Raw genomic sequence first — 11,746 nt, forward strand, 5'->3', positions numbered from 1 at the left:
CGACACCGCCCGCCACGCCGCCACCAACTCCCGTACGCTGCCGTACCGTTCGCCCGGATCGGCTCGCGTGGCCCGCTCGATCACCGCGCGTTGTACGGCCGTACCCCGGAAGACGTCCTCGTCCGGACCGGCGTCCAGCAGCAGGCGGGCGGTGCGGCCGAGGGCGTGGACGGTGGTGCGCGCGTCGATCGTGGCGCCGTACCGCCACTCCTCGGGGCCATGAAGCGGCTCGAGTGGATCTCGTGACCACCGAAGTCGTACAGGAAGGCACCGTCGTAGAGATCCACGGCGAACTGCCCCGCCGCCTCGACGGTGAGATGGGCGTCCAGGATGCGGTCCAGCGCGCGAAAGCGGGCGCGGGCGGCACGGTCGTAGAGGATCTCCCCCTCGTGCCACGGCATCACCACGGCCGTACGGCGTCCTCCCACGACGATCCGATGAAGCTGCGGCACGATCACCGGATGCCGGACCGCGCGATGAAACTCCCAGGCCCGATCCAGCGACCGCTGCCCCCGCCCGTCGGCCGCCTCCTTGACGAACAGCCGCTCCCCGCCCGGAAGCCGAACCCCGTACGACACACACCCGGCGTCCTGCTCCCCGAACACCCGGAACACCTCCCCGACGGACCGCAGATACGACTCGACCTCGGGGATCTCGTCGACGTCCAGGAGGGCGTGTTCAGGACGACGTCCGGGAGACCAGTTCTGTGGCCAGGACGACCTGGCGGCGTTCCAGGCCGCGGGAGACCGCCGGGCGGCGGTCGGCGATTTCCGAGAGGAGGAGGTCGATCATGCGGCGGCCCATTTCCTCGATGGGCTGGCGGACGCTGGTGAGGGGCGGGTCCATGTGGCGGGCGATCGCGGAGTCGTCGTAGCCGACGAGGGCCACGTCGTCGGGGATACGGCGGCCCTCCTCGCGGAGCACCTGGCGGGCGCCCGCCGCCATGACGTCCGAGCCCGCGAAGACCGCGTCCAGGTCGGGGCGGCGGGCCAGCAGCTTCGTCATCGCCCGCCGGCCGCCCTCCTCCGTGAAGTCACCCGGCTCGATCAGCCGCTCGTCCACCTCGTGGCCCGCGTCGAGCAGCGCGTCCCGGTAGCCGTCGACGCGCCGCTGCGCGCCGTACACGTCCGACCGCCCGGTGATGTGCGCGATCGTCCGCCGGCCGCCCGCCAGCAGGTGCTCCACCGCGGAGCGGCCGCCGCCGTAGTTGTCGGAGTCCACCGACGGCAGCGTCTCCGCCGCCGAGCGCGGGCCGCTGATCACCGCCGGGATCTCCAGCTGGGCGAGGAGGTCGGGCAGCGGGTCGTCGGCGTGCACCGACACCAGCAGGACGCCGTCGACCCGGTGCGCGGCCAGGTACTGGGCCAGCCGGCGCCGCTCCCGGTCGCTGCCCGCGAAGATCAGCAGGAGCTGCATCTCGGTGTCCGAGATCTCCGCACCGACACCCTTCAGCATGTCCGAGAAGTACGGCTCCGCGAAGAACCGCGTCTCCGGCTCCGGTACGACGAGGGCGATCGCGTCGGTGCGGTTCGCCGCGAGAGCGCGGGCCGCCGTGTTCGGGACGTACCCCAGCTCCGCCACCGCCGCCTCGACCGCCGCGCGGGTCGCGTCGCTGACCCGGGGCGAGCCGTTGATCACCCGGGAGACGGTGCCGCGGCCGACACCGGCGCGCGCGGCGACCTCTTCGAGGGTGGGCCTGCCACCACTCCGGCTCCGCGCTCCGTGGGCCATGGGCTCCGCCTTCCCCGCCGTGTCTCTTAGCTGGTCTGGAATCTAACAGTCCTGCCTGATGAAGTGGACGTCACCGGGGGCTGCGGCCCGCAGACCCCCGCTCCGGCCCCGAAAGGGGCTCGTCCTCGAACGCCCGGCGGGCTGAACAAGGTCCAGTTAACGGGCTGATAACTGAACGCATCTCCCCTCGCCGACTCCCTTGACACCCTCGCTCGAACCCGCGAACCTTCAACACATCACCGATGGGAGCGCTCCCACGGTACCTGACACATAAATTTCCCGCACGTTCCCCGCCCGAGCCGCAGCTTGAACGAACGGGCCCAACAACGCAGTTGGCCGGGGGGTCGGCACGTCAGGCAACAGGAGGACGCAATGCGCACGAGTACCCGCCGGTCCCACCGGCTGATGGCCATGGTGGCCGTCGCCGCCCTGACTACGGGAGTGCTGGCGGGCTGCGCCGGCGACTCGGACGACGACTCGTCGGACACGGGCAACAACTCCGGCAGCGGCAAGACCACGCTGACCGTCGGCACCTTCGGTGCCTTCGGCTACAAGCAGGCCGGCCTCTACGACGAGTACATGAAGCTGCACCCGGACATCTCCATCAAGGAGAACGTCACCACCCGTACCGACGTCTACTGGCCGAAGGTGCTCACCCGCCTCCAGGCCGGCTCCGGCACCGACGACGTGCAGGCCATCGAGGTCGGCAACATCACCGAGGCCGTCCAGACCCAGGCCGACAAGTTCGTGGACCTCGGCAAGGACGTCGACAAGTCGCAGTGGCTGGACTGGAAGAACGCCCAGGCCACCACCAAGGACGGCAAGCTGATCGGCCTCGGCACTGACATCGGCCCGATGGCGATCTGCTACCGCAAGGACCTGTTCGCCAAGGCCGGTCTGGAGACCGACCGCACCAAGCTCGCCGCGCAGTGGAAGGGCGACTGGAACAAGTACGTCGACCTCGGCAAGCAGTACATGAAGAAGGCGCCGAGCGGCACCAAGTACGTGGACTCGGCCTCCTCCGTCTACAACGCGGTCCTCAACGGCCAGAGCGAGCGCTACTACGACAAGGACGGCAACGTCGTCTGGGACAAGTCGGCCGGTGTGAAGAAGGCCTGGGACGTCGCCATGAACGTGGCGACCAGCGACATGTCGGCGAAGCTCAAGCAGTTCGACAAGCCGTGGGACCAGGGCTACGCGAACGGCACCTTCGCGACCGTGGCCTGCCCGGCCTGGATGATCGGCTACATCCTGGAGAAGTCCGGTGACGCCGGCAAGGGCAAGTGGGACGTGGCCGCGGCGCCGACCGCGGGCAACTGGGGCGGTTCGTTCATCGGCGTGCCGACGGCGGGCAAGCACCAGAAGGAGGCCATCGCCCTGGCGAAGTGGCTGACCGCGCCCGAGCAGCAGGCCAAGGTCTTCGCCAAGCAGGCCAGCTTCCCGTCGACCCCGTCGGCGTACGCGTCCCTGAAGCCGGCCGCCGCCACCACGGAGTACTTCAGCAACGCGCCGATCACCCAGATCTTCTCGGACTCCGCGAAGACCATCCCGGCGCAGATCTTCGGCATCAAGGACCAGCCGATCAACACGGCGCTGACCGACATCGGCATCCTCCAGGTCGAGCAGAAGGGCAAGACGCCCGACCAGGGCTGGGACGCGGCCACGAACGAGATCAAGGACGTGCTCGGCCAGTGACAAGCCCCAAGCAGGCACTCGCGCATCCCGCGTCGAGCGCCGAGGCCGCGCCCGGCTCCCAGCCGGGCGCGGCCCGGGGCGCTCACGGTCGCGGTACGCCGCCGGAGGGTCCGAGCCCCTGGCGGAGCAAGCTGTACCGCTGGGACATGAAGGCGTCCCCGTACGTGTTCATCGCGCCCTTCTTCGTCATCTTCGGGGCGTTCTCGCTGATCCCGCTGCTGTACACGGCCTGGTACTCGCTGCACAACGTGCAGCTGTCCTCGCTGGACACCCAGACCTGGGCGGGCCTGGACAACTACAAGAACCTGCTCAGCTCGGACTTCTTCTGGAACGCCCTCAAGAACACCTTCACCATCGGTGTGATCTCGACCGTGCCGCAGCTGCTGGCGGCGATCGGGCTCGCGCACCTGCTCAACTACAAGCTGCGCGGCTCGACCGTCTGGCGGGTCGTGATGCTGACCCCGTACGCCACCTCGGTGGCGGCGGCGACCCTCGTCTTCACGCTGCTGTACTCGTGGGACGGCGGCATGATCAACTGGCTGCTGGACTTCGTCGGGATCGACCCGATCAACTGGCGTGAGTCCGACTGGGGTTCGCAGTTCGCGGTCTCCTCCATCGTGATCTGGCGGTGGACCGGCTACAACGCGCTGATCTACCTGGCGGCGATGCAGGCCATCCCGACCGACCTGTACGAGTCGGCGGCGATCGACGGCGCCAACCGCTGGCAGCAGTTCCTCCATGTGACGATCCCGCAGCTGCGGCCCACCATCCTGTTCACGGTGGTGGTCTCCACCATCGGCGCGACCCAGCTCTTCGGTGAGCCGCTGCTGTTCGGCGGGGTGAGCGGGTCCAAGGGCGGCTCCGAGCACCAGTACCAGACGCTCGGCCTGTACATGTACGACCAGGGCTGGATCATCGGCAACCTCGGCAAGGCGTCCGCGATCGCCTGGTCGATGTTCCTGATCCTGTTGATCATCGCCGCGATCAACCTGCTGGTCACCCGACGTCTGAGGAAGTCCCAATGACCACCAGTGAGTTGACGCTGCCTCAGACGCAGGAGACTTCCGGCAAAGGTTCCCGCAAGGGTTCTCGCAGGGTGATGGGCGCGGGCAAGCAGCTGCATGCCGGCCCGGTCACCTACCTCGTCCTCGCCGTCTTCGCGCTGGTCTCGCTGGCGCCCCTGGTGTGGACGGCGATCGCGGCCTCACGCACCGACCGCAGGCTCGCCGAGACCCCGCCGCCGCTGTGGTTCGGCGGGAACCTGTTCAAGAACATGCAGGCCGCGTGGGACGAGGCCGGCCTCGGCACGGCGATGTTCAACAGCGTGATCGTGGCGGGCGCCATCACGATCAGCACGGTGCTGTTCTCCACGCTCGCCGGATTCGCCTTCGCCAAGCTGCAGTTCAGGTTCTCCAGCGTGCTCCTGCTGCTGACGATCGGCACGATGATGATCCCGCCGCAACTGGCGGTCGTACCGCTGTATCTGTGGATGGCGGACCTCGGCTGGTCGAACCAGCTCCAGACGGTCATCCTGCCGACCCTGGTGACGGCCTTCGGTACGTTCTTCATGCGGCAGTACCTGGTGCAGGCGCTGCCCACCGAGCTGATCGAGGCGGCCCGGGTGGACGGGGCGAGCAGCCTGCGGGTGGTGTGGCACGTGGTCTTCCCGGCGGCGCGGCCCGCGATGGCGGTGCTCGGTCTGCTGACCTTCGTGTTCGCCTGGAACGACTTCCTGTGGCCGATCATCGCCCTGAACCAGCAGAACCCGACCGTGCAGGTCGCCCTGAACTCGCTCGGCACCGGCTATGTGCCCGACCAGGCCGTGATCATGGCGGGCGCGCTGCTGGGCACGCTGCCGCTGCTGATCGCCTTCATTCTGTTCGGCAAGCAGATCGTGGGCGGCATCATGCAGGGCGCGATCAAGGGCTGACGCTCCGTCACCCGCCTTTTCCGCTACGACCTTTGGGGCCGGGTCACCGCCGCCTCGGCCCCTTCCCTCCCCCCACCCGGTCCACGACCCCCTATGGGAGCGCTTCCATGCCTGAGTCCGCACAACCGGCGACCCCGGTGACCTTTCCTCCCGCCTTCCTCTGGGGCGCGGCGACCTCCGCCTACCAGATCGAGGGGGCGGTGCGGGAGGACGGCCGTACGCCGTCGATCTGGGACACCTTCAGCCACACGCCGGGCAAGACCGTCGGTGGCGAGCACGGTGACATCGCTGTCGACCACTACCACCGCTACCGCGACGACGTGGCGCTGATGGCGGAACTGGGCCTGACCGCGTACCGCTTCTCGGTCTCCTGGTCCCGGGTGCAGCCGACCGGGCGGGGCCCGGCGGTCCAGCGCGGCCTGGACTTCTACCGCCGCCTGGTGGACGAGCTGTTGGCGAAGGGCATCAAGCCGGCCGTCACCCTCTACCACTGGGACCTGCCCCAGGAGCTGGAGGACGCGGGCGGCTGGCCGGAGCGCGACACGGCGTACCGGTTCGCGGAGTACGCGCAGATCGTCGGGGAGGCGCTCGGCGACCGGGTGGAGCAGTGGATCACCCTCAACGAGCCCTGGTGCAGCGCGTTTCTGGGCTACGCGTCCGGCGTGCACGCGCCCGGCCGCACCGACCCGGCGGCCTCGCTGAAGGCGGCCCATCACCTCAACCTGGCGCACGGGCTGGGGACTTCGGCGCTGCGCTCGGTGATGCCGGCCCGCAACTCGGTGGCGCTGAGCCTCAACTCCTCGGTGGTGCGGCCGAATTCGCCGTCCGACCCCGCCGACCTGGCGGCGGTGCAGAAGATCGACGACCTGGCCAACGGGGTCTTCCACGGGCCGATCCTGCACGGGGCGTACCCGCAGACGCTGTTCGCGGCGACCGAGCTGATCACCGACTGGTCCTACGTCCAGGACGGCGACCTGGCGCTGATCAACCAGCCGTTGGACGCGCTGGGCCTCAACTACTACACGCCGACGCTGGTGTCGGCTGCGGACCCGGAGGCCGCGGGCCCGCGCTCCGACGGCCACGGCGAGAGCGAGCACTCCCCCTGGCCGGGCGCGGACGACGTCGCCTTCCACCAGACGCCGGGCGAGCGTACGGAGATGGGCTGGACGATCGACCCGACGGGCCTGCACGACCTGATCATGCGCTACACCCGCGAGGCGCCGGGCCTGCCGCTGTACATCACCGAGAACGGCGCGGCCTACGACGACAAGCCCGACCCCGACGGCCGCGTCCACGACCCCGAGCGGGTCGCCTACCTGCACGGCCACCTCGCCGCGGTGCGCCGGGCGATCGCCGACGGCGCGGACGTGCGCGGCTACTACCTGTGGTCCCTGATGGACAACTTCGAGTGGGCGTACGGCTACGACAAGCGTTTCGGCGCGGTCTACGTCGACTACACGACCCTGGAGCGCACCCCCAAGTCCAGCGCTCTCTGGTACGGCCAGGCAGCCCGCACAGGCACCCTCCCGGACCTCCCGCCGATCCACTAGCCACCCTGACCGGGGGACGGGGCGCGGCAGCCGAGGGGGGTGCCGCGCCTCTGGCATGTCAGCGCAGGAGCAAGGTCGCCAGTATCGCCACCAGGGCCACCACGGCCACCGAGGCCGCGGCGATCACGGCGAAGTAGCGGACGCGCTCGCCCGTGGGGCGGGTCGTGACCTCGATGCCGGAGTGGGTGGGGAAGGCGTAGTAGACGTGGTGCGGGTCGGCGGGGAGGGTGACGTGGGCCAGGGGGAGGCGGCGGAGGGTGGCGTGGCGGGCGACCTCGCCGTCGCGCCGGGCGAGGTACGGGGTGAGCAGGGTGCGGTCGGCCTCGTCGAGGTCGTCGGGGAGTTTGTCGGTGGCGGTGCGCAGGACCGTCTCCTGCCAGCGGCCCGCGTTGGCGGTCGTGCGGCGCAGGTCGAGCCTGCCGAGCCGGCGCTCCTTCTCGTGGTGCGGGTTCTGGTGGATCCAGCCCTCGGTCCACACCGTGAAGCGGCCCGTGCCCTCGCACTCCTGGTGGGTGACGCGCTTGGTGCCCGCGCAGACACCGCACTGCACATAGCCGCTCTTCCCGCAGTCCGGGCAGTCGAGTTGGCGTCGGCCACGGCACTTCGGGCAGGCCGCGTCGGAGGTACGGCAGCGCTCGCAGCGCACCCGTGCCGCCCGGTCCGCCGGGGTTGTACCGGGGCGCAGATGCGCGGGGCGGCGGGAGCGGGAGCGGCCGGTGCCCTCGCACTCCCAGCAGCTGTCCGGGCCGCCGTGACAGGCGGGGCAGTCGACGAAACGGGGGCACTCACGGCCACCGCGCCCGCCGCAGGCCCCGCACAGGTTCGTACCGCCGTCGCAGTCCTCGCACCACTCCTCGCCGAGCGAGGCCCGGCGCACCAGCAGCCACACCTCGGTCCGGGACGGGTCGGCGGGCGGGGTGATCCGGTGGGAGGAGATGCTGGTGTACGTCGGCCGGTCGGCCAACTCCTCGCGGCGGGTGCCGGGTTGCCGCATCGCCCGCTCGCCCCGGGTCTCGACGGACCGGACGATCCGGAAGTCCAGCAGGGTCTGCCAGCTGAGGACGGCGACGCCGGGATCGCTCGCCCCTGCGGCGATCCCCCGCCGGCCGGCGTGCGCCCCGACCGCCTCGAGTATCTCCGTGTCGGACGGTCTTCCGGCCATGGCCGCTCCCCCCTGTCGACGACCCGTCGATCAGGGTAGGAGCGGCCCGCGCGGCCAGCAAGGTCACATCAGCGTGACTCCCGTACGACCACCACATCACCCGGCGCCACCGTCACCGTGCCGCCCTCGACGGACTTGCCGCCCAGCAACTCGACGGCGCGCTGGGCGACTTGGACCTCGGCGGACCGGTCCCCGTGGTTGATCAGGAAGAGGAAGTCGGCCTGAGTCCCCCGCCGCAGCACCGCCTCCACCCCCTCCGGCGTCTCCCGCACCGGCTCCACCCCGGCCTCGGTGCGGATGCGGTCCAACAGCCCCGCGAGGGTCGCGGGGTCCGGGTGGGTCGCCAGGTACCAGGCCACGCCCTCGCCGTACGCGTGCCGGGTCACCGCCGGGACTCCGGCGAGCGGACCCGAGGTGTACGACGTCACCGCGGCCGCACCGGCCAGCGCGACCCGCTCCGACCACAGGGCCGCCGTACCGCCGCCCTCCAGACCCAACGACTCACCCGGCAGCAGCGGGAACAGCTCGTCCGTGCGGACGCCGAGCGCCTCGCGGAAGGCGCCGGGGTAACCGCCCAGCCGGATATGGCAGTTGGCGTCGACCGCACCGCTGTGGAAACCGACGGCGAGGGTCCCGCCGGCGGCCGCGAAGCCGGTGAGGTTGGCCGCCGAGGCGTCGTCGACCAGATACAGCGCGGGGGCCAGGACCAGACGGTAGGAGGAGAGGTCCGCCGACGGGTGCACGAAGTCCACCGCGACGCCGGAGCGCCACAGCGGCTCGTACCACGCGCGGACCAGGTCCAGGTAGCGGACCTCCTCGCTCGGCTGGGACGGCAGCTCCAGGGCCCAACGGGCGTTCCAGTCCCAGGCGATGGCCACGGAAGCGGTACCCGTGGAGCCCCGCACCTCCGCCAGCGCCTTCAGGTCCGCGCCCAGCGCCACCACGTCCCGCCAGATCCGGCTGTCGGTCCCTGCGTGCGGCAGCATCGCCGAATGCCACTGCTCGGCGCCCGCCTTGGCGGCCCGCCACTGGAAGTAGGCGATGCCGTCGGCGCCCCGGGCCACATGGGCGAGGGCGTTCCGGCGCAACTCACCCGGATTCTTCGCCCTGTTGACGGGCTGCCAGTTCACCGCGCCCGTCGAGTGCTCCATCAGCAGCCACGGTCCGCCCGCCAGCGAGCGCACGAGGTCGCCGCTGAGCGCGATGTCGATCTGCGACTCGGGGTCGGTCGAGCGCAGGTAGTGGTCGTTGGAGACGATGTCCAACTCCGGTGCCCAGCGCCAGTAGTCGAGCGCGTCGAAGTTGTACATCACCATGAAGTTGGTGGTGGCGGGGATCCCCCCGGAAGCCTCCCGCAGCACCTCGCGCTCCGCCGTGCACAGCGACAGCAGCGCGTCGGAGCAGAAGCGCCGCCAGTCCAGCTGGTGCGTCGGGTTGGGCACGGCGCCGGTGGCGCGGGGCGGGATGATCTCGTCCCAGTCGTAGTACCACTGGCTCCAAAAGGTGGTGCCCCAGGCGTCGTTGAGGGCCGCGAGGTCGCCGTAGCGCTCCCGCAACCAGCGCCGGAAGGCCGCCGCGGAGACGTCGCAGAAGCACTCCGCGTTGTGGCAGCCGTACTCGTTGTGGACGTGCCACATCACGACGGCCGGGTGGTCCGCGTAGCGCTCGCCGAGAGCACGGGCGATGCGCAGGGCCGCCTCGCGGTAGGCGGGGCTGGAGGGGCAGAACGTCTGGCGGCTGCCGTACGACAGTCCCTGCCGTCCTTGTCGACCGGCAGCGCGTCCGGGTACTCGCGGAAGAACCAGGCCGGCGGTGCCGCCGTCGGGGTCGCGAGGTCGGCGGCGATGCCGTTCTCGTGGAGCAGGGCGAGGATCCGGTCCAGGCGCGAGAAGTCGAACTCGCCCTCGCGCGGCTCCAGTAGAGCCCACGAGAAGATGTTGACGCTGACCATGTTCACGTCGGCCTCGCGCATGAGGCGGACGTCCTCGGCCCAGACCTCCTCGGGCCACTGCTCGGGGTTGTAGTCGCCGCCGTAGGCGATGCCCTCGGGGATCATCGGTCACCTCCCACTCGGTCGACTCCCACTCGGTCAACTCCCTCAAGGAGACGGCGGGTTGTCGCCACGCCCCACTGGTCCAGCGAGAGCAGGCGGTCGCTGGAGGCCACCAGCCCGCCGGTCGCCTCGACATGGGCGGCCCAGCGCTCACGGGTCTCCACGGCCGGGCGGGCCATCAGGCAGTCGGGGTCGTTGACCCAGAACCGGCCGTGCTGCCACTGGCGGCCCACGCCGGTGAACTCGGCGGGATCCTGGCCGGGTTGGCTGAAGTCACCGGCCTCGGGACGGCGGTGCGGGGCCGTGTCGGGGCTGACCCGCATCGCGTCGAACAGGCCGACGGAGGGCAGGATCGGCGCACCGCAGCCGAGCAGGTACGCGTCCGCCCCGATCGCCTCGCGGATCAGCCCGATGCCGTCGCGGTACGCCGTGAGGGCGTCCGCGCCGGTGTGCCGTACGCCCTCCAGGGCGCCCGCGTAGAGGAAGTCGACCTTGAAGTAGTCGTAACCCTCGGCGACCAGAGTCCGGAAGACCGAAGCCAGGTACTCCGCCGCCTCCGGGTGGGTGGTGTCCAGGACGCACAGGTCGTGGCCCCAGTTGCGGCCGGCGTGCAGGGGTCCGCCGTCGGTGCCGCGCACCAGCCAGTCGGGGTGCTCGGCGGCCAGGTCGCTCGCCGGGTCGACGAGGAAGGGGGCCGTCCAGATGCCGGCCCTGCGGCCCCGGGCGCGGATCGCGTCGGCGATGCCCGCGCGGGAGCGGAAGCGGCCGGAGAGGGTGAGCCAGTCACCCAGGGCCTTCTGGTAGCCGTCGTCGATCTGGACGACGTCGATGGGCAGGTCGAGGGTGTCCATCGCCCGCAGGTTCTCGTGGATGTCGTCCTCGGTGACCGCCGTGAAGTACTCGTACCAGGAGCACCAGACGGTGGGGGCCGGGCGAGGGGCCTCGACGGCGAGCGACGAGGCCCACTCCCCCAGTACCTCCTGGATGTCCGTGCCCGTGAACTCCTTCACCGGACCGTCGGCGCTGATCTCCGCCACGCCGTCCCCGACGGTCAGGCGGAACGACGGAACCTCTTTACAAGGCTCCGGCGCCGCCCACAGCCGTACCGGAGAGCCGTCGCCCGGGTCGAGGGCCAGCAGCCCCTCCCCCTGGAAGGCGCCGGCCGGGACGGTGCCGCCCGGCCGGTAGCAGACCGTCGCCCAGTTGGCGTTCGTCGGGCGGTACGGCTCGTCCCGGAGGGCGTAGGCGCCGCTGGGGCTCCAGGACTGCCAGCCCTCCTCGTGGACGCGGGCCTTGCGCACGTCCACGGGCACGACGGCGACCGGGGTGAAGGGGTGGGGCACGGTGGTTCTCTTTCGGTTCTGCGTGAGGCGGGCGTCAGCCCTTGTTGGCGCCGAGGGTCAGTCCGCTGACGAACTGGCGCTGGAGCACGAAGTACACGATCAGGGTCGGGATCGCGGTGAGCAGGGCACCCGCGGCGACCAGGTTGGGGTCGGTGAAGTACTGGCCGGAGAGGTTGTTCAACGCCGAGGTGATCGGCATGTTCTCCCCGGTGGAGATCAGCACGATCGCCCAGAAGAAGTCGTTGTAGATCCAGATCGACAACAACGTCCCCAGCGCGGCCA

9 protein-coding genes and 2 pseudogenes are annotated in these 11,746 nt (G+C 70.6%); 4 read left to right on the plus strand and 7 right to left on the minus strand.

All coding sequences use genetic code 11. From position 1 onward, the window contains the following. Positions 1-80: 80 nt before the first annotated feature. Together ABZ896_RS23500 and ABZ896_RS23505 are read right to left on the minus strand one after the other, a co-directional pair. Positions 81-605 (minus strand): hypothetical protein, encoded by a 525-nt coding sequence (locus ABZ896_RS23500; protein WP_360932302.1) that lies wholly within the window; start codon positions 603-605, stop codon positions 81-83. Between the two features lie 73 nt (positions 606-678). After that, positions 679-1,731 carry a LacI family DNA-binding transcriptional regulator gene (locus ABZ896_RS23505; RefSeq protein ID WP_360932306.1) on the minus strand — a complete coding sequence of 351 codons (1,053 nt, stop codon included), beginning with the start codon at positions 1,729-1,731 and terminating at the stop codon, positions 679-681. Between the two features lie 372 nt (positions 1,732-2,103). On the opposite strand from ABZ896_RS23505, the gene ABZ896_RS23510 reads away from it, so the two are divergent. The 4 genes from ABZ896_RS23510 to ABZ896_RS23525 all read left to right on the plus strand — a co-directional run bounded on the left by ABZ896_RS23510 (position 2,104) and on the right by ABZ896_RS23525 (position 6,906). Further along, positions 2,104-3,426 (plus strand): ABC transporter substrate-binding protein, encoded by a 1,323-nt coding sequence (locus tag ABZ896_RS23510; protein WP_360932309.1) that lies wholly within the window; start codon positions 2,104-2,106, stop codon positions 3,424-3,426. Beyond that, a complete protein-coding gene (locus tag ABZ896_RS23515) occupies positions 3,423-4,451 on the plus strand; it encodes a sugar ABC transporter permease (protein WP_360932313.1) in 1,029 nt (342 codons plus the stop codon). Before ABZ896_RS23510 ends, ABZ896_RS23515 begins: the two co-directional genes overlap by 4 nt. Continuing rightward, positions 4,448-5,356: a carbohydrate ABC transporter permease gene (locus tag ABZ896_RS23520; RefSeq protein WP_360932316.1), complete on the plus strand. Its 909-nt coding sequence runs from the start codon at positions 4,448-4,450 to the stop codon at positions 5,354-5,356. Before ABZ896_RS23515 ends, ABZ896_RS23520 begins: the two co-directional genes overlap by 4 nt. Positions 5,357-5,463: 107 nt before the next feature. Continuing rightward, entirely contained in the window at positions 5,464-6,906 is a 1,443-nt protein-coding gene (locus tag ABZ896_RS23525) for a GH1 family beta-glucosidase (RefSeq protein WP_360932319.1), read from the plus strand. A 58-nt stretch (positions 6,907-6,964) separates the two neighbouring features. On the opposite strand, the gene ABZ896_RS23530 is transcribed toward ABZ896_RS23525, so the two are convergent. From ABZ896_RS23530 to ABZ896_RS23550, 5 genes and pseudogenes are all read right to left on the minus strand, one after another. Continuing rightward, positions 6,965-8,068 carry a hypothetical protein gene (locus ABZ896_RS23530; protein ID WP_360932322.1) on the minus strand — a complete coding sequence of 368 codons (1,104 nt, stop codon included), beginning with the start codon at positions 8,066-8,068 and terminating at the stop codon, positions 6,965-6,967. 68 nt (positions 8,069-8,136) lie between these two features. Further along, positions 8,137-9,054, minus strand: coding sequence for a beta-galactosidase trimerization domain-containing protein (locus ABZ896_RS23535; RefSeq protein WP_360932330.1), 918 nt, complete (start codon positions 9,052-9,054; stop codon positions 8,137-8,139). Continuing rightward, positions 9,043-10,124, minus strand: a pseudogene (locus ABZ896_RS23540) (beta-galactosidase); the annotation flags it as partial. The gene ABZ896_RS23535 and the pseudogene ABZ896_RS23540, both read right to left, overlap by 12 nt. Continuing rightward, on the minus strand, positions 10,121-11,464 hold the full coding sequence (locus tag ABZ896_RS23545; RefSeq protein ID WP_360932325.1) for a glycoside hydrolase family 36 protein: 1,344 nt from the start codon (positions 11,462-11,464) through the stop codon (positions 10,121-10,123). The gene ABZ896_RS23545 and the pseudogene ABZ896_RS23540, both read right to left, overlap by 4 nt. Positions 11,465-11,498: 34 nt before the next feature. After that, positions 11,499-11,746, minus strand: a pseudogene (locus ABZ896_RS23550) (carbohydrate ABC transporter permease); the annotation flags it as partial.

The sequence above is a fragment of the Streptomyces sp. NPDC047072 genome, assembly GCF_040643855.1.
Lineage (GTDB): Bacteria > Actinomycetota > Actinomycetes > Streptomycetales > Streptomycetaceae > Streptomyces.